We start from the raw sequence: 19,303 nt of genomic DNA, 5'->3' as shown, positions 1-19,303 counted from the left end.
TTTAAAAAAAGAGACCACAATTCGCCTTAAGAAAACTTCCTAAGTAAAATGCGGCCTCTCATTCTCTAAGTGCAATATATTAACTTGTATAATAGAAATTTGGTAGTTTATTGTTTAAAAACTCTTGTTGCCTCAATTGCCTTTTTCCAACCACCATATAGTTCATTCCGTTTATCATCATCCATCTTAGATGTAAACGTTGCTTCTCGCTTCCACTGAGAAGCAATTTCTTCTTTATTTTGCCAAAATCCAATTGCTAATCCGGCCAAATATGCAGCACCTAGGGCTGTTGTTTCGTTTACTTCTGGTCGTTCCACTGTGTAACCTAAGATATCACTTTGGAATTGCATAAGGAAGTCATTTTGTACCACTCCACCATCGACTCGAAGTGTTTTTATCTGGATACCGGAGTCAGCTTCCATTACATCTATCACATCTTTTGTCTGGTAAGCAAGTGATTCAAGCGTTGCACGTATAAAATGTTCTTTCGTTGTTGCACGAGTAAGACCAAACATAGCTCCGCGAGCATCGGTATCCCAATATGGTGTACCTAGACCAACAAAAGCAGGAACTAAATACATCCCTTCCGTTGACTCTACTCGGTTTGCATATTTTTCTGTATCCTTTGCCTTCCTGATCATTCGCAGTCCATCTCGTAACCACTGAACAGCAGAACCAGCCACGAAAATACTTCCTTCTAGTGCATATTCCACTTTGCCATCAATACCCCAAGCGATTGTCGTCAAAAGGCCATGGTCCGAAGTGACTGGTTCTTCACCAGTATTCTTTAACATAAAGCACCCTGTGCCATAGGTGTTTTTTGCCATCCCTTTTTCAAAACAAGCTTGGCCAAACAAAGCTGCTTGCTGATCACCAGCTATACCGGCAATAGGAACGCGATAACCAAAGAAATGATAATCAATCGTGTACGCATAAATCTCTGATGATGGCCTTACTTCAGGTAACATGCTTTTAGGAATAGTTAATAAGTCTAATAGTTCATCATCCCATTGTAAATCATAGATGTTGTACATCAATGTTCGAGATGCATTGGAATAATCCGTTACGTGACGTTGACCACCTGACAGCTTGTAAACAAGCCATGAATCAATCGTCCCGAACATCAAATCACCATTTTCAGCTTGTTCCCTTGCTCCCTCTACATGGTCAAGAATCCATTTCACTTTTGTTCCACTAAAATAAGGGTCTATCAAAAGTCCTGTTTTGTTACGGAACAATTCACTATGCCCTTGTTCCCGAAGTTCCTTGCAAATGTCTTCCGATTGGCGTGATTGCCAAACAATTGCCTTATAAATAGGTCTTCCTGTATGTCTATTCCAGACAACAGTCGTCTCCCTTTGATTGGTTATGCCAATACTAGCAATCCGATATGCTTCTACTTCAGCTTTACGTAAAGCTTCCGCAATACATGCTAATACGGAAGTCCAAATTTCATTAGCATCATGTTCCACCCAACCAGATTTTTCGAAAAACTGTTGGAACTCTTGTTGAGCAACGCCTTTAATTTTTCCTTCACGGTTAAAAAGAATGGCCCTTGTACTCGTTGTCCCCTGATCTATAGATAAAATATAATCTTTGTCCAAGCTATCACCTCTATAAAGTACAGGCAATCACTACTCACTATAGATATCCATGGAGCCTATCCGGTAGTGATTGCTGTTACATCCACAATATTATTTGATATTCCATTGAAACGGCTCATTAATATCCACTTGTTGTCCATTAACGATTACCGTACGTGTTTCCTCTTCAGGGAAATACAACGTAACATTGTTATATGGTGGGTTATATTTACCTTCGATAGAAAGACTTACTTCTACTTGTTCATTTGTAGTTTTCATACTTGTATTAATGTAAGCAAATTCCCCATTCTGATAGTCAAGGCTTTCTCCATCATCTTCGTAAACTGAAGCAGTTGTATAATCTACTCCGATTGTTGGATACATTAACAGTCCTCGTGAATCTTCTTCTTTATTCACAAAGTTGATTTCCCCATCTCTAATTGGAAGCATGGCACCTGCTTGTGCAAACATCGGAATAACATCTATTGGTGCATCTACTTCTAGGTTTGTACCACCAGCATGATAGCTTCCACTATTTATGTCATACCAGCCTCTTTTATTATCCGGCAAGTAAACCTTTCGCTTCGTTGCACCTTTTTCAACCACATTACAAATAAGAAGGTCTTCTCCAACTAGGAAGTCATCATTTTCCTCAAATGTTTTTGCATCATGATCAAAATAGTATAACGTTGGTGTCAACATTGGCTGATAATCTTTATTAGCCTTGTGTAACAAGTGATATAGATATGGAATCCACTTCACTCTTTCTTCCATAAACTGTCGAATTGTATCGATATGATCTGGGTACATCCACGGAACATTTACCGTCTTGTCATCATTCCAAGAATGAATCGTAAACCTCGGATGAAAAATCCCATTTTGAATCCATCTAATAAATAACTCTGGATCAGGTGCGTTGCCTGAAAAACCACCAACGTCGTGACCAAAGTTGTACATTCCGGACATGCTTAGTCCTAATCCCATCTTAATATTATATCGAATGGTTTTCCATTCCGTATAGTTATCTCCTGACCATGTTTGAACATATCTTTGCATGCCAGGTATTCCTGACCTAGAAATCAAATATGGACGAGTATTTGGTGCATGCTCTATTTGAGCTTCATAGGATGCCTTCATCATGAGTAGTGTTTGGATTGGTTTGATATAGCTTACTGGAATCACTTCACCAAAACCATTTGCCAATGCATCTTCATCCCATATTTCATATTCGTTGTTATCATTCCATGTCGAATCAATACCAAGGTCCAATAATTGTTCTTTGACTTTATCTTTCCACCAGTCATAAGCAGCTTTATTGGTAAAATCTATATAAGATCCTACTTCATCCCAAAACTGCGACACTTCAGGGTTTTTCCCGTCTTTTGATTTTACAAAATACTCTAATTGTTTCAGTTGTTCATATAATGGGTGGTCATGTAACAGAACAGGTTTGATATTCGCACATAGATTAATTTTGTTCTCATGGAAGTTATTAATCATTTCTTTTGGATCTGGAATTCTAGACAAATCCCAATTAAATACATAGCGTTTATTTCCAATACTTGTGTATCCAGAAGAAAGCTGGAAAGAATCACAAGGAATATTATAATCTTTACATGCCTCAACGAATTTCTTTAGCTGTTCCTGTGCATCTGGGGCATCCGTGTATGTCATCGTAGAACCGGAATAACCTAAGCTCCATTTAGGAGGCATAATCATTTGACCAGAGAAGCGTGTGAACTTTTCCACCACTTCCTTGATACGAGGTCCCAGAATGAAGTAATAATCAAGGTTGCCTCTTTTAGCTTGATAATATCGATAATGTCCATGGTAGTTATCTAGTTCTGCTCCCATATCAAATACGGAGTCACTGTAATTGTCATAATAAAGACCGTAGGCCATTTCAGTATCATCATTATAAGTAATATAAAAAGGCATATGTTTATATAATGGATCCGTATGTTCTGCATCGTATCCCATCGCATCAATGTTTAGCATTCGATACCTTTTACCTTTTTTGTCCAAAGATCCGCCTTTTTCACCCAAGCCATAATAATGATCATTACGAGGTCTTTCTAAATAATGGAAGACACCTTCACCTAAGCTATCATCAAAATTATAGCTTTGTGTTTTTCGATCATTGGCTATGTTGATCCATTTCCCTTCAAACTTTCCATACCAGTTAAGTTGAAAGCCTTTTAAGTTGACGATTACCTTAAGTTCATTGGTTGAGATTTCAACTGTGTTGTTCTTCTCTTCCATTTGATAAGACGGAAGAGAAAAAGGACTTAAATCAAATTTATCTCTACCTTCTACAGGCACATCCTCCATCCCAGGTGCCACTGACCATGTACGGTTTAACAGTGGATGATTATCCGTTGGGACATATACTCGAAATGTATCTTGTTCGAGTATATAAAGTTCAACGACATCATTATCAGGAGTTGAAAATGAAATGGTGTTCTGTTGCTTTGTTTTCACGCTAAAATGCTTCTCTTGTAACATTGTTGTCTCCTCCCTAATTCATTAATCCTAAAAATTTTGGTAGTGCTAAACTGATCCATGGAATATAGGTAATTAACATTAAAGTAACGATTAGTGCAGCGAACATTTTTAGCAATGGTCTTAATACCGATTCAATCGAAACATTCGCTACACTACAGCCTATAAATAATGCACTACCAACTGGTGGTGTCATAATACCGATACAAAGGTTGAATAATAGTACAATACCAAAATGAACTGGATCCATACCGATTTCCACTGCAATAGGTAAGAAAATAGGTGTAAATATTAATACGGCTGGTGTAATATCCATAAAGGTACCTATAATTAATAAAATGATATTCATTAACAATAAAATAATAATTGGATTATCAGAAGCAGCTAACAACATGTTCGTTATTGCTGCTGGTATCCCAGTAAATGCCATTACCCAAGACATAATAGAAGACGCACCAACAAGAAATAATACAATTCCTGTCATCACAACTGTTTCTTTTAATATTGCTGAAATGTGCGAGAATTTAAGTTGACGGTAGAATAATGCCAAAATAACAGAATAGAATACAGCAACTGCTGCACCTTCTGTAGCTGTGAAAATACCAGCAACAATTCCACCAATAACAACAAAGATTAATGATAAGCTTGGTAATGATTGTAATACAACTATTAAACCTTGCCTAAAGGTTGGTCTTTCTGCTACCGGATAGTTGTTACGCTTTGCAATAAAGTAAGCGACAATCATAACGGCAAGTCCCATTAAAATACCCGGCAAGTAACCTGCCATAAACAATGCAGAAATAGAAGTCCCACCACTTGCAAGGGAATAAATAATCAGTGCTCCACTTGGTGGAATTAGCATTCCTGCAGGAGAAGATGCTATGTTCACCGCTGCTGAAAACGATGGGTCATATCCTTCTTTTTTTTGCAATGGAGTCATTACTCCACCAATCGCAGCTGCTGAGGCAACCGCAGAACCTGAAATCGATCCAAACAACATATTACCCACTACATTTGTGTGTGCTAATGAACCAGGTAACCTTCCACCTATTAGTTTTGCCAAGTTTATTAATCGAATGGCAATCCCGCCATTATTCATAATACTCCCGGAAAGAATAAAGAATATAACAGCAAGTAGTGAAAAAGTATTAATACCCTGAACCATCTTTTGAGCAGCAGTGAAAATTGCTACATCAAAAGGAATGACTGTTAATGCTGCAATAAAGGACGAAACACCGATACTAATTGAAATCGGCACACCAATGATTAGTAAAAGAAAAAATACACCAAATAATACGAGAGAAGCTAGTAATGCTGTATCCATATCACTCACCCACTTTTTCTGCTGGTTTTGCGTAGAATTTTATATTTAAAATTTTATAAAGAACAATAATAATGCCGCTTATTGGTAAGATGGAATAGACTACTCCCATAGGAATTTGCAGGATAGGAGTGAGTTGAGTCATCGTTGTCTCAACTAGTTGGGAGCCACCTTTTATTAAAACCAATATCGCAAAGGCTAAAATAAAAACATCATTGATAACGGAAACAACTAACCAACTCTTTCCTTTTATTTTATTTTTAACAAAAGTTAAAGCTAAGTGTTTATTCGATCCAAACGCATAGCTGGCACCGAGTAATGCAGTCCAAACCAGCAAAAAACGAAGTAATTCATTCGTAAAAGTACTTGGTTCTGACAAAACATACCGACTGAAAACTTGCCATAATGCGCCAATAACTAGAACAAATGTTAGGAAATAGGAAATGGATAGGATCAACCGATCTAGCCATTTTTTTATTGTGTACAGCATTCTTTTGACAACTCCTCATTAAAATTTATGAAAATGATATATAAAGACCTATTTGACTACCTCGTCTCTGTTATCATATCCACGATATGATTTTTACCATCTCTATAAAAGTACTATTATTTATTAACAAAAAATATACTGTAATAGTTTTCCTCATTCTGACTAGATAATATACAAGGTGCTCAAATAAATGAGCACCTTGTCCATTTTTACTTATCTAATTCTTTCATCTGATTAATAATCTCAGCGATTTCCGCGTCTTCACTGAACTCATCATGAAGAGGCTGAACTGCTTCAATGAATGGTGCCTTATCTACTTCGTTAAACTCTACACCCATTTCCTTTGCTTCATTAACAGCTTCTTCAATTGCTGCATCCCAAAGTTCTGTGTGTGATTCTCTAGCTTCGTTTGCAGCCTCGTTAAATGCTTGTTTTTGCTCATCTGTTAGACTATCCCAAGTTTTTGTACTAACGATAAGAATGTCAGGAATGATTGTATGTTCGCTATAAGAGAATGCCTTCGCAACTTCACCATGCTTCCCTGTTGTTAACGCTGTCGGATTACTTTCCGCACCATCAATAACCCCTTGTTGAAGTGCTGTATAAATTTCACCATATGGCAATGGAGTAGGTGTTCCACCTAGTAAATTCACCATTTCTATAGCTGTCGGACTATCCATTACTCTGATTTTAAGTCCATTTAAATCTTCTGGCGTTTCTATTGGCGTATCCTTTGTGTAGAAGCTACGTGCACCTGAATCAAAATAGGATAGACCTACAAATCCATTATCACTAGTTGATTGGTAAATCCCATCGACTACATCAGATTCCATTACATTACGATAATGTTCTTGACTCGTAAAGATATATGGAAGAGAGAACACAGAATACTGATTTGAGAAACTTTCTAGTGCACCAGCACTTACTTTCGTCATATCAACTGCGCCACTTTGCACTTGCTCTAATACTTCTTTTTCACTACCTAATACACCATTTGAGAATATTTCCATTGTAACAGTTCCATCTGTTTTTTCTTCAACACTTTCAGCAAAAGTTGTTAGAGCTGTGTGTATCGGGTGATCTTCACTTAGATTGTGAGCTAGCTTTAATTCTTTGGATTCTGCAGCACCATCTGATTCATTGTTTCCTTCACTTTCACCTTCACTTTCTGAATTCGTTCCACATGCCACTAGTGTCATGAAAAATAAAACGGATACAAATAACATTAAAATTTTCTTCAAGGTAAATTCCTCCTATTTTTTTCTAAATTACGTTTATTTGTTTTCCCAACAAACAAACATTCATAAAGTTAGTGTGAAGATAACCTATGGATAGTATGCCCATTATTCAAAAATGAACAACAAAAAACCTCACCAAAAACCATACTTTTTTTAAAAAAGTGGATTTCTAGTGAGGGGCTCCATTTCTCCGTCACATGTTTTAACTTGTATCCTTATATTAAACTAATTTGTAAGCGCTGTAAACAACTTTTTTATATTTTTTGTTTAAAAAGTATATTTTGTCGAAAGAACTCCCGATTATCAAGAATTTTAAATTATAAATTCCATAAATCACCATTAGATGTTGTTACAGCTTTTGCTCCTCCATCCAAAGCATTCCTTACATCTTCTTCTGTTCTAATAAGTCCACCTGCAATGACAGGCAACTTCGTATTATCGTAAACTTCTCTAATAATCTTAGGCACTAAACCTGGTAATACTTCGATGTAATCCGGTTTTGTCTTATTGATCATATCAAGATTGCGCTCTAATGCATGGCTATCAAGAACGAATAAACGTTGGATTGCTAATATGTTGCTTTTTTTGGCAATGGATATTACATTCCCACGAGTTGAAATAATTCCGTCTACTTTAACATTTTGAACTAAAAATTCCACTCCATATTCATCGTTTTTTAACCCTTGAATTAAATCTGCGTGCACGATAACCTTTTTATTACTTTTTTTTGCGTATTTTATAATATTTCCAATCTGAGAAATTCTAGTTTCTAAAAAGACTAAATATTCATGGTCGCTTTTCAGTAATTGTTCAAAGTCCTTCATATTTTTCACAGCAGGTAAAACACCAGTTAGCATATTGAAGCTCCTTTTCCAAAGCAGTTATATTTCTTTTTAAAAATCTTCAACCATCTATAGGGCTAAACTATATACTTTCTTTCACATTTTATCAAAGATTAAGAAAAAAAAAAGCTTTCTTTATGCTTCATACTTGAGTTATTTTATTAGGCTTATATACCTAGAAGAATGGCCTAATATACTCTAACAATTCCTTTTTCTAGCACTTCAGTTATATTCAGTAAGAAAGGTATAAATAATAGGATATGAAAGACAATAACTTCTTAACGCTGTGTAACGAAAGAGTATGAATTGAAAAGCGGAACATACGTTGCCAAGTAAGGAGCATTTTTCCTATAACCAACTTTTAGCATTCTTTATTCCTTTAGGATTTTCAGCGAGTTTAACTGCCATTACACATGTAATCATAAATGGGACGATGAGTAGAGGAGAAAATGAGGCCTTTATTAACGCCTGTTATGCAGTGGCTATGTCCATTTTTGGCATCATAGAAAAGCCGTTAATCATCTTTAGACAAACATGCTCTGCGCGCAAATCCCGAATCTTACTACAGTAATCATTGCGTTATTATTTCTTGTTCATTTGGTTCCGGAATGGAACGGATTAAATGGCTCTGTCGCATCAACACTCGGAGAAATTATTGGTTTAATCGTTGTCATCATCGTATTTAAAAGAATGGGAAGTGCACCAGGTGAAAAAGAGAAAACATCACTTTTTACTAGAATCTAGTCTTATGAAATAAAGAGTATTTGTAAGAACTATATTGTTTATGAAAATGAGGTGGAAGTGGTTCTTGGCTTAAGGATTAAAAAGACTTTGGGTTCTAGCCAAAGTCTTTTTGTTACTATGCGTATTAATTCATACAATTATATTGTCATACTACCAAATCCACCATCTACACGAAGGAGAGAGCCTGTAACAAAACTCGAAGCCTTATCAGAAGCTAGATAAATAGCTGCTCCCTTTAACTCTTCTGGGTTACCAAAGCGATCCATTGGTGTGTGTCCCATAATGGAGGCAATTCGTTCTTCACTTAAAATTTTACGATTTTGTTCTGCTGGGAAAAATCCAGGAATAATCGCATTAACACGAATACCATGTGGCGCAAATTCTTTTGCCAAAAATTGCGTTACGCTATTTACTCCTGCTTTAGATGCAGAATACGTAAATACTTTAGATAATGGTGTTGTAGAGGATACAGACGAAATGTTGATAAAGCTTCCTTTTCTACCTGTTTCAATCATGCGTTTTGCGAATGCTTGAGACGTGAATACAAGCCCTTTTAAGTTCACATCCATTATATGGTCCCATTCTTCCATCTCTAGCTCTAAGAATGGTGTTGCGCTATTTGTACCAGGTGCGTTAAGGACAATGTCCCATCCACCAGACCAAGCTTCTATTTCTTCAACCAAATTATGGATGGATTCCATGGAGCTAACATCGGCTTGAAATGACTTAGCCTCCCCACCATTTGCTTCAATTTCCTTTGTTACCGCTTCTGCTTTATCCATATTACGTCCAACAATGGCTACTTTTGCACCGTGTTCAGCAAGTCCTTCTGCCATTGAGCTACCAAGTACACCATTTCCCCCAAGAACAACAGCAGTTTTGCCTGTTAAGTCAAATAGATTTATCATATTTACTCCCCCTGTTTAGATTAAAATAAATTACCTTCGTTTTTAAAATTCATTTCATATACGTCTGAGATTAGTTCCATGTTTTCATGAGCATTTACTTCATCTAATAATGCCTCTGACACTTCTATTTCATCAATTTCCAATGTGTTTTTAATGCGTACCATTTTCACTTTTGTAAAATCTAAGATGTTACACGTCTTAATGGCAGCTTTGATTGCCTGTTTCTGTGTAGGTAATGCCGTAGATATATGCGTAGGTCCGACAACAGTTGATGTTAAGCCATTAGCATAAGTTGCCTCGCGATCCATTTTGGCAACCAAACGTTGTGTTGTGAAATCTGCAGTTCCAACACCGTTTGCATTGCCTTCGGTCTCATGTGTTAAATCTAAGACAACCATTTTTGTTACGTCAGGTCCACCGTATGGATATGGAGTTGGGTAACGACCAGTTATGTTCGGGTCCATTCCATCACCACTAATGTTTTTACCAATTTCATCTATAATAAGTACATCAATTTGGTCAAAATATATTTTCGGTAGAGATTCTTTTGCTAATTTTTGCATGTCAATCTCTTTTTCTTCTATTTCATTTGGTAACCATACTTCAATCTGTTTCACTTTATCAAACGCATTTTCTACAGTGGCCACAGAGAATAAAATCGGCATTTTCTCTAGCGAAATTTTTGTCATTGCTGGAACATATTCTGCCATGTGCTTAAAGCCTAACTGATGACAAGCTTCAGCACCTTTTTGTTTCCCTAATCCAATACTAATCATCTTCATAATTCCACTTTCTACAGGGCCACGAAAAGCAGTATGCGGTTTAACACGGTTAATGACAACAACTCCATCCGCTTCTGAAGCAATTTTATCAAAATATACTGGCAATCCATTGGATAGCTGATCTATTTTGATTACCTCCATCGAGGAGCGAATTTCACACCCGACGCTTTCTTTGGTAACTCCCAAATGCTCAAGCACAGCCTGTTGCCCTTCTGCAGTTGCTCCACCATGGCTCCCCATACAAGGTACAATAAATGGTTTCGCTCCTAATTCTTGGAGGAACTTAACCGTAACCGCAGTCGTTTCGACAAGTCGATCTAACCCTCTACTACCAACTGCAACGGCAATTTCCATCCCCGGTTTCACCGTTTGTTTTACTTCTTCCCTTGCTAATTCTGACTGCAATACTGCACCAAGGTCATCAATTTGACTAGCGTCAAATTCTTGCTTCACTTTTGCCATTTTAGGAATAGGTATGTCTTCTAAAAGTTCTTGTAGAATCCCCATGTATAGACACTCCTTTATTTAAGTTTTAAACGATTGGTCCATAGACACCTGCTAAAGCACTCGGCCATAGGAGATTGAAATATAATAAGTTCTTAACTAAGATACCCAAAATCCTATAAAGTATCCCCAATCATACTAGTATTTATCCCGGTATCTTTACTTTAATTTAAAGCCGGTTGTACATTGGGATTAACAACTTTATAGACATTCCTGTATTTGCGTTAGTTAAGCAAGCTAGTTAATTATTATAAACCTCCCTCTCTATACGGGGGAGGTTTTTGTTATTATCTATGTTGCACGTAAGTTTTTCTCAAACCGTGCAGGAGTTAACCAAGTAGCTCGTCTTACATCCAATTCGTGTGAAAGCTTCCTTCTTTGTCAACACGTTGGTAGGTGTGTGCACCAAAGTAATCACGTTGTGCTTGCAGCAGATTAGCTGGTAAAGTTTCTGTACGGTAACTATCATAATAAGCAATCGCACTAGCAAAAGCTGGTACTGGAATACCGTTATCAATCGCTACTTTCACTACTTCACGCAACGAAGATTGATAGCTTTCTACAATTTCCTTGAAGTAATCGTCTAACAACAGATTCGTTAATTTCGGATCACGATCATATGCTTCTTTAATATTTTGAAGGAATTGCGCACGGATGATACATCCTCCACGGAATATCATTGCGATATCACCATAGCGTAAGTTCCAATTATTTTCTTCAGAAGCAGCGCGCATTTGCGCGAATCCTTGTGCATAGGAAACGATTTTGCTCATGTAAAGAGCTTTTCTTACGGCTTCAATTAGTTCTGTTTTATTCCCTTTAAAGCTATCTGTAGATGGGCCATTTAAGATCTTGCTAGCTTTGACACGTTCCTCTTTCATCGCTGAGATAAAACGAGCAAATACAGACTCTGTAATGATTGGTAATGGCACGCCAAGGTCTAGAGAATCTTGACTCGTCCATTTACCAGTACCCTTTTGACCAGCCGTGTCTAAGATGACGTCTACCATCGGCTTACCAGTGTCATCATCTACTTTTGTGAAAATATCTGCAGTGATTTCCATTAAATAACTGTCTAATTCACCTTTATTCCATTCAGAGAATACTTCATGAAGCTCCGTAGCATCTAATCCTAGTACTCTTTTCATGATGAAATACGCCTCACAGATTAGCTGCATATCGCCGTATTCAATTCCATTATGAACCATTTTCACATAGTGGCCAGCACCATTTGGTCCGATATAAGTCGTACAAGCATCTTCTCCAACTTTTGCAGCAATGGCCGTTAAAATTGGCTCAACAAGGTCGTATGCTTCTTTTTGTCCACCTGGCATAATGGAAGGACCTTTAAGTGCTCCTTCTTCTCCACCGGAAACACCAGCTCCAATAAAGTGGATACCACTTTCATCCAACTCCTGGTTACGACGAATCGTATCCTTAAAGAATGTATTCCCCCCATCAATTAAAATATCACCTTTTTCCAGGTATGGCTTTAATGATTCGATCGTTGCATCTGTTGCTGCCCCGGCTTTTACCATTAATAAAATCTTTCTAGGTTTCTCTAGGGAATTGATAAACTCCTCGACACTATATGTGCCAGCAAAGTTCTTTCCTTTTGCCTCTTCTTGCAAAAATGCTTCTGTTTTTTCTGCTGAACGGTTGAAAACGGAAACTGCATACCCTCTACTCTCAATATTCAAAGCTAAATTTTTACCCATTACGGCTAAGCCAACTACACCAATTTGTTGTTTTGACATAACTGATTTTCCTCTCTTTTATAGAATCATTTTTCTATTTCTACCACCATGAATGATTAACTTAAATATTAAAATAACGTTCCGCATTGTAATAACAAATATTTTTTACGTACGTCTCTAGTAGCTTCTTGTCATTTGGCACTTTACCTTCTACTACCCATGTTCCTAGTAAGTTGCAAAGAATGCGTCGGAAGTACTCATGACGTGAAAACGATAGAAAACTTCTAGAGTCTGTTAGCATACCAATAAAGTTACTAATTAGACCTGTATTTGCTAATGTCTTCATTTGGTCTTCCATGCCATCAATATGGTCATTGAACCACCATGCTGTACCAAACTGAACTTTCCCCGGGATTTCACCATTTTGATAGTTTCCTGCCATCGCAGCTAACACATTGTTATCTCGTGAGTTTAGAGAATATAGCACTGTTTTTGGTAAATTTTCATTCACCTCTAATGCATCTAAAAACTTGGATAAAGGCTCTGCTAATAGACGGTCTCCAATCGAGTCAAACCCGCTATCCGGTCCGATTTTATCGAACATACGTGTATTGTTATTACGTAATGGGTTAATATGTAATTGCATAACCCATCCTTTTGCTGCATATAACTCTCCCAAATATATTAATGTATAGGTACGGTATTGATTCACTTCTTTCTGAGACAATGGATCGCCATTTAGTCGTTTTTCAAAAATCGTCTCCACTGCTTCTTTTGTTGCCTCTTCAAAGAACATAACATTTATGCCGTGATCAGAGCTGCGACAACCTAATTCGTCAAAGAAGTCTACTCGTTTTGCAAATGCGTCCAACAAAGCTTGGTAGTTTGTGATGCTGATATCCGCAGCTTGCTCAAGTTTTGTTATCCAGTCTAGAAAATCAGGTGTATCAATATTTAATCCTTTATCTGGCCTGAATGAAGGAGATACTTTACAATCAAAATCCTCCTTTGCCAATGCAGTGTGATATTCTAAACTGTCAGTAGGGTCGTCTGTTGTACCAACGAAAACTACATTATCTTTTTCCAAGATCGAACGCACAGATAAGTCAGACGTTGCCAGTTGACGATTAGCCTCTTCCCATATAGCGGGCGCCGTTTCCTCATTTAATAGCTCATCAATTCCAAAATATCTTTGAAGCTCTAAGTGGGCCCAATGATACATCGGGTTTCCAAAGGTGTTTGGAATCGTTTTCGCAAAAGCCAAGAATTTCTCGTAGTCACTCTTGTCTCCAGTTATATATTCCTCACTTATTCCATTAGCTCTCATCGCTCTCCATTTATAATGATCGCCTGCTAGCCAGATTTCTGAAATGTTGCTATAATTCTTGTCTTCCAGTATTTCTTTTTGGTTCAGGTGGTTATGGTAGTCTATGATTGGTAGTTTTTTCGCAACTTCATGATACAATTCTTTTGCTACATCGTTATACAAAAGAAAGTCTTCCGTAATAAACGTTTTCATTGTTTTAATACACCCTTCCTTGCTTTGTTTTATTGCGAACATGTGTACCTTATATACTGTAATTAGTTTGTTCGCTAAACAAATTAATCATTGTATACTATACTATAAGTATTTGGTTTATTTATCAAGACCTATTCATCTGAAAATGTAAATGTTTCGTTACGGAGGATTTTACCAGAAACCAATAATGCACATACATCAAACATTAGAAGAAATTTTAGAAATTAGATCTATTTGTAGAAGTGAATTAGCAACCGGACTAAACAAAGCTACTGGACTGCTTAAGTGAGTGATTTCTTAGAAGAGAAGATTGTGATAGAAACTACGGAAGGAAATTTATCAACTTGAGGAGGAAAGCATACTCTAGTGGAGCTACATGGAATTGGTGGTTATAGCATTGCAGAGCCCTTCCTGCTAGAAAAATATTTCTTATACTTTTGAGTCAATTTCATAGTTACCTTATTCAGTCATCTGCGAAAATATATAGTTTGGAAATGATTTTATCTAACTATATGTTGTTGTAGTTGACTACAAAATTAGTATTATGGAATTGACTATTTTATGTGAAAGTTAATTCTTTTTCAGTTCTTAACATACTATTAGCTAGTTCTCTATTTATACCTAGGATCATCCACCATATGTATAAGCTTGTTTAGCGTCTTCCAATTTCGGACTGTTGCAGGTACTTCAAGCTTTTTTAAATGATTATTTAACTTGGAATTTCGAATACTCTCGTAGAATAATACATCCCCTAAATTACACAACGTTCTCTCTCATTTGTATGGGATAAGAGCTTTTCACTATATTCTAGAGTGTGGGGTGTAGGCAACAAAGCAACATATAAACATTCTCCAACAGCAGATGCAAACGCCTCTGCTATCTTCTTAACGTAAAAAGGAGATTGAAGGACATATATCGTGACCTCACACAGTTACAACTGTTCTCTCAAATAAGAGAACGACATTCTATCCTTCTTTTATTTGAGAGATACCTAAATTTCCGCTTTATAGTTTAGACTGAATGTTAACCTTCTTTGATTTGCAACAGCTTCTGTTTTAAATCGCTCTCCATCCTGCTTAATTCTTGCTCTGCATCTCTTCGTTTTCTTCTTCCCTCATCCTGAATTTTTAGTGTTTCCTCAAGCGTAGTCACTAAGCTTTCTTGTGTTTTCTTTAATGTCTCGATATCAACAAGACCTTGTTCATTTATTTTTGCTGTCTCAATTGTATTTGTTTTTAGCATTTCCGCATTTTTTAATAATAGATCATTAGTTGTTTTTGATACTTGCTTTTGTGCTTCAACAGCATGATGTTGTCTAAACATCGTAAGGGCAATCGCAACTTGGTTTTTCCAAAGTGGAATGGCTGTCAAAATCGAGGATTGGATTTTTTCAACGAGTACCTGGTTCGTATTTTGAATCAGTCGAATTTGTGGAGCACTTTGAATTGTAATTTCCCGACTTAATTTCAAATCATAAACCCGTTTTTCCAAGCGTTCTGCAAATTGAATCATATCATTCACTTCTTGAAACTTCATTTGATCATTTGTAGTTTCTGCAGTTTTCTTTAAAGTTGGGATGACCTGATTTTGCAACTCTTCAAGCTTTAATTCTCCAGCTGCAATGTACACGTTCAAGGCTTGAAAATATTCCTTATTATTTTCGTAAAGTTTTTCTAGCATATCGATATCAGATAATAGGTTTGTTTTTGTTCTATCTAACTTAACACTGATACGGTCAATTTGTGCTCCTGTTTTCTGGTATTTCGACAGCATCTCTTGAATGGAACCTGACATATTCCCAAATATTCGCTTCAAAACACTTCTCTTCTCAGGCTTAAGTTCTTCAGGGTTCATCCCATTAAACTTCTTCATTAAATCACTAATAATCTCACCAACTTCACCCGTATCTTTCTTTTGGACATGGTCAAGCATCGAATGAGAAAATGCTAACAACTTGTCTTGCGCCTGGGTTCCATATGAAATCATTGCTTGATGGTTTTTTGGATCAATTTGTTTTGCTAGTGTATATGCCTTTTCCTTATCTTCTTCCGGGATATCATCAATAAGCCGCGGTGACTTATTTTCATTTGTTGCAGATTTAGCTTCATTTTGCAATTCGCCAAATGGGTTTACCAACAATTCATCCATTAAATTATTCTCATTTTCTTGCAAGGTATCCTTATTATCCTTCATCATTTATTCTCCCTTTCGTCAAATAGTTAGGATTCTTTATTTGAATTTATCGAATGTTTGGCGACATCTAATTCAAAGTCTAGTTGTTCTATGTCATTAGACAGAATTTGATAGAGATCTTTTTCTATTAATACTTTTAACTCTTTTATCGTTCTAGTTGTTTTATATAAAACCTGTTCAACCTCAGCATTTTTCTGGGGTTGTGAAGCTAACAGTGCATATTTTTCGATCATCTCAACTGCAGAATCTAAATGGGAAAAATAAAACTTGTCCCCTTGAAAAAATCTTTTTGGTTCTTTTGTTGTAACTGCATAAATCTTCCTAATGATTCTTAAAAGTTCAATCATATCTTTTAGGAATGAAATTTGCCGAATCGATAAAAACACTTTTTGTATCCGGTAAATTTTCTTTTTTGCGTCAGCTAAATTCTTTCGAATATATCTATCTTCTTTAACTGATAGATGGTGTTTTTTTAAAAATCGGATATAAAAAACAGTGGATACAAAACCATATGCTATAAATGCTCCTGCAAAGGCAATTACTGATGAAAACAAAAACGATTGTTCAAATGCGAAAAAACTAACTAGCCATGTACTAATCATCACTGGGATTGAAATCATTATTCTAGCTATGACTGTTAGAAACTTGTACATCATCTATCGACTCCTAACTTTATTCCTATAAATAATTTACGGTTTTACTATCACATAAGTTTCATTTCGAGCTAGAGAATAAACCAATAAGTAGTATCCTTACTATTTATAACTATATCTTTAAGGGTTTATACAATCAATAGACATTAAATGTACTTTATCCCAGGACTTGAGGAGTAGGCTTGTGGATGTGTTGTATAAGACTATTATAGAAAATTAATCCACGAAGATAATATTATTAGAGAATTCGATTACCAAATCGAACTAACAGCGAATTGGTCAAATGGATATGAAGTTTTTATTTAAACTAGGGTGTAATCAATCAAAACATGACTTAAAGCAATAAGCAACTGAAAGTAAAAAAGAAGAGAAAAAATAATTAATTAAATCTAGAAAATCTCAAAATATCTTGGAAGATGTTTGCAAAAGTAAGATATTAAGAAGACATCATCTATTTCTCCGTCCTTCCTATTAAAAGAGTAAATGAAGGAAATGGATGATGTTTTTCAAAATTAGGATATAAAATATTCAATTAGGTGACTTTCCAGCTAATTGAATATAATTAATAGTCCAATTGGTTATTATTTAAAACATAAAAAAAAGTTGGATTTTATTAATCCAACTTTTTTCACTATAAAAATATTTAATTATTAGTTTACTTGGATACCGGTGGCCGGGGTCGAACCGGCACTCCAGAGGAACACGATTTTGAGTCGGTTAAAATCCGATTGGTGGCAGTTAAGCCTTTGGTTTCAAGGGTTTATCTTACTTCGATACTCTCTCTTATAAAATCCCCGCACACGATTCGATAGTTTTGAGTGTACTATTTAATTATACTATATTTTTTCTCATATTTCTCTTCTTTTATTTCTTGCTTTATTCCTGCACGAATCTTATTAATTTAATAGATTAGGTTATATCACATAAAACATCTAAAAACCTTCGATTTTGCCCATTATTATAAGCTAAAAACTACTGAGTTGTTTTGTATTACTGTTATAGGTCCATCTTCTGAAATTACAATTCCTAATATGTCCTTGTTATGAGAAAAAGAAGCCATTGATTTATGCCTAGAACCACCTGGGATTTTAGCTTTTGCCTTTGTAGGTTTTAGTATTGAACCAAACCCCACTATTTCCATATTACTATTTAGCAAAACAGCACCATCTGTTTTGGTGAGATTAGGAAAAATATCCACAAATACTTTTTCACCGATGAATTGAACCTTTCTAGGCTTAATCCATTGAGTTTTTTCAACATCATCAATATATTTATTCTTAAAGTTAAATACAATTGATGCACCTTTACCCAAATGACTAATTTCAAGAATAAGTGCTGTCAGCTTGTTAGCGTTATCTATATTTAAGAGTAAGTATTCTCTAAAAATATTAGATAGTTCATTATAATTACGAATTCTTGGGGTATTATTTATATACTCCATTATTAATTCGTTTCCTCTACCTATTCTCAAACCCTTTTCTCTTAGTGAAAAAACAGGTGCATTAAATCCCTTAGTTGTGTTTCCAATTAAATTAGTCATTAACCCTTTTTCTGTAATAAGTAAACCTGAAACTATTAAATTACTATTTTCATGAGGTTCACAGATAAGAAAAGTATTTAATCCATCAGCAATCTCAAGAAGTGGTTTAACTTCCTTAAAACTTGTTAAATCTGGATTACTTTGTAAGTTAATAATCTCATAGGAACCTTTAATTGTAGAAGATTTAAGTGTCTCCTCTATTCTCAACAAATTATCGCCAATAATTATCCCTGTATGTATTTCTTTACCTTCTATAGTGTGATTTTTCCAGCCAAGAATTTCTCTAATAATTTTTCCATAATTAATTGATTCATGTTGAGTAACCGAACGAGCAATACGGGGAGTCGATTCTGAATAAAACTCTTCTAATACTGCGGGTATACTTAACCTCTTAATAAGATCTAAAAGTTCATTTTTATCAATGTTTGGATGTTGAAGAATAACTTCTTGTACCCTATTAGCTGCATGACATGTGTGTTTTATAAAGCATTTTATACTTTTGTTAGAATGATTCTTATGATACTTATGATATTTATTGGGTATATAGATTCTATAATCTGTATTGGGAATATCTTGTATATAAAAATCATAACTTCTATAGGTTAAACGATTAACATTAAAGTTCTTATCACCAAAGATAATTTTCGATTCAGTCTTAGAAAAAATAACAATACTATTCTTTTGTTCTGCTTTAATTCCTAGTACATCAGATATGTAAGTTACCAAATAGTTTAAAACTTGTTCATCCATCCCTTTTCTCCTTACTAATATTTTATATGTTAAACCT

At 35.7% G+C, this 19,303-nt stretch carries 14 protein-coding genes; 1 reads left to right on the top strand and 13 read right to left on the bottom strand.

The window, feature by feature from the left end; all coding sequences use genetic code 11:
• Positions 1-107: 107 nt before the first annotated feature.
• From glpK to QQS35_RS07900, 6 genes are all read right to left on the bottom strand, one after another.
• Positions 108-1,604, bottom strand: a complete 1,497-nt coding sequence (gene glpK, locus QQS35_RS07925) for a glycerol kinase GlpK (RefSeq protein WP_285931399.1) — start codon at positions 1,602-1,604, stop codon at positions 108-110.
• A gap of 90 nt (positions 1,605-1,694) precedes the next feature.
• Positions 1,695-4,088: a glycoside hydrolase family 31 protein gene (locus QQS35_RS07920; protein ID WP_285931398.1), complete on the bottom strand. Its 2,394-nt coding sequence runs from the start codon at positions 4,086-4,088 to the stop codon at positions 1,695-1,697.
• Between the two features lie 13 nt (positions 4,089-4,101).
• Positions 4,102-5,409: a TRAP transporter large permease gene (locus tag QQS35_RS07915; protein WP_285931397.1), complete on the bottom strand. Its 1,308-nt coding sequence runs from the start codon at positions 5,407-5,409 to the stop codon at positions 4,102-4,104.
• 1 nt (position 5,410) lies between these two features.
• On the bottom strand, positions 5,411-5,896 hold the full coding sequence (locus tag QQS35_RS07910; RefSeq protein WP_285931396.1) for a TRAP transporter small permease: 486 nt from the start codon (positions 5,894-5,896) through the stop codon (positions 5,411-5,413).
• Between the two features lie 209 nt (positions 5,897-6,105).
• Positions 6,106-7,137: a TRAP transporter substrate-binding protein gene (locus QQS35_RS07905; protein WP_285931394.1), complete on the bottom strand. Its 1,032-nt coding sequence runs from the start codon at positions 7,135-7,137 to the stop codon at positions 6,106-6,108.
• A 314-nt stretch (positions 7,138-7,451) separates the two neighbouring features.
• Positions 7,452-7,991, bottom strand: a complete 540-nt coding sequence (locus tag QQS35_RS07900; protein ID WP_285931393.1) for a glycerol-3-phosphate responsive antiterminator — start codon at positions 7,989-7,991, stop codon at positions 7,452-7,454.
• A 519-nt stretch (positions 7,992-8,510) separates the two neighbouring features.
• Between QQS35_RS07900 and QQS35_RS07895 the strand changes: the two genes are divergently transcribed.
• A complete protein-coding gene (locus QQS35_RS07895) occupies positions 8,511-8,720 on the top strand; it encodes a hypothetical protein (RefSeq protein WP_285931391.1) in 210 nt (69 codons plus the stop codon).
• A gap of 137 nt (positions 8,721-8,857) precedes the next feature.
• Here QQS35_RS07895 and QQS35_RS07890 read toward each other — a convergent pair whose 3' ends face one another.
• From QQS35_RS07890 to QQS35_RS07860, 7 genes are all read right to left on the bottom strand, one after another.
• Entirely contained in the window at positions 8,858-9,628 is a 771-nt protein-coding gene (locus QQS35_RS07890; protein WP_285931390.1) for an SDR family oxidoreductase, read from the bottom strand.
• A 20-nt stretch (positions 9,629-9,648) separates the two neighbouring features.
• A complete protein-coding gene (locus QQS35_RS07885; protein ID WP_285931389.1) occupies positions 9,649-10,917 on the bottom strand; it encodes a nickel pincer cofactor-dependent isomerase, group 22 in 1,269 nt (422 codons plus the stop codon).
• A gap of 344 nt (positions 10,918-11,261) precedes the next feature.
• Entirely contained in the window at positions 11,262-12,671 is a 1,410-nt protein-coding gene (gene gndA, locus QQS35_RS07880; RefSeq protein WP_285931388.1) for an NADP-dependent phosphogluconate dehydrogenase, read from the bottom strand.
• 61 nt (positions 12,672-12,732) lie between these two features.
• Positions 12,733-14,130 carry a glucuronate isomerase gene (uxaC, locus tag QQS35_RS07875; RefSeq protein ID WP_285931387.1) on the bottom strand — a complete coding sequence of 466 codons (1,398 nt, stop codon included), beginning with the start codon at positions 14,128-14,130 and terminating at the stop codon, positions 12,733-12,735.
• 1,023 nt (positions 14,131-15,153) lie between these two features.
• A complete protein-coding gene (locus QQS35_RS07870; RefSeq protein WP_285931386.1) occupies positions 15,154-16,323 on the bottom strand; it encodes a toxic anion resistance protein in 1,170 nt (389 codons plus the stop codon).
• Positions 16,324-16,349: 26 nt separating this feature from the next.
• On the bottom strand, positions 16,350-16,976 hold the full coding sequence (locus QQS35_RS07865) for a 5-bromo-4-chloroindolyl phosphate hydrolysis family protein (protein WP_285931385.1): 627 nt from the start codon (positions 16,974-16,976) through the stop codon (positions 16,350-16,352).
• 958 nt (positions 16,977-17,934) lie between these two features.
• Entirely contained in the window at positions 17,935-19,266 is a 1,332-nt protein-coding gene (locus QQS35_RS07860) for a DNA integrity scanning protein DisA nucleotide-binding domain protein (RefSeq protein ID WP_285931384.1), read from the bottom strand.
• Positions 19,267-19,303 lie beyond the last annotated feature (37 nt).

It is taken from the genome of Aquibacillus rhizosphaerae (assembly GCF_030282825.1).
Lineage (GTDB): Bacteria > Bacillota > Bacilli > Bacillales > Amphibacillaceae > Aquibacillus_C > Aquibacillus_C rhizosphaerae.
This window is presented reverse-complemented; position numbering and strand designations above follow the sequence as displayed.

Coding starts and splice junctions, on each gene's coding strand:
- QQS35_RS07900 (WP_285931393.1), bottom strand. CDS start 7,991: ATGCTAACTGGTGTTTTACCTGCTGTGAAAAATATGAAGGACTTTGAA.
- QQS35_RS07870 (WP_285931386.1), bottom strand. CDS start 16,323: ATGAAGGATAATAAGGATACCTTGCAAGAAAATGAGAATAATTTAATG.
- uxaC (WP_285931387.1), bottom strand. CDS start 14,130: ATGAAAACGTTTATTACGGAAGACTTTCTTTTGTATAACGATGTAGCA.
- QQS35_RS07895 (WP_285931391.1), top strand. CDS start 8,511: ATGCTCTGCGCGCAAATCCCGAATCTTACTACAGTAATCATTGCGTTA.
- gndA (WP_285931388.1), bottom strand. CDS start 12,671: ATGTCAAAACAACAAATTGGTGTAGTTGGCTTAGCCGTAATGGGTAAA.
- QQS35_RS07920 (WP_285931398.1), bottom strand. CDS start 4,088: ATGTTACAAGAGAAGCATTTTAGCGTGAAAACAAAGCAACAGAACACC.
- QQS35_RS07915 (WP_285931397.1), bottom strand. CDS start 5,409: ATGGATACAGCATTACTAGCTTCTCTCGTATTATTTGGTGTATTTTTT.
- QQS35_RS07910 (WP_285931396.1), bottom strand. CDS start 5,896: ATGCTGTACACAATAAAAAAATGGCTAGATCGGTTGATCCTATCCATT.
- QQS35_RS07865 (WP_285931385.1), bottom strand. CDS start 16,976: ATGTACAAGTTTCTAACAGTCATAGCTAGAATAATGATTTCAATCCCA.
- QQS35_RS07890 (WP_285931390.1), bottom strand. CDS start 9,628: ATGATAAATCTATTTGACTTAACAGGCAAAACTGCTGTTGTTCTTGGG.
- QQS35_RS07885 (WP_285931389.1), bottom strand. CDS start 10,917: ATGGGGATTCTACAAGAACTTTTAGAAGACATACCTATTCCTAAAATG.
- QQS35_RS07860 (WP_285931384.1), bottom strand. CDS start 19,266: ATGGATGAACAAGTTTTAAACTATTTGGTAACTTACATATCTGATGTA.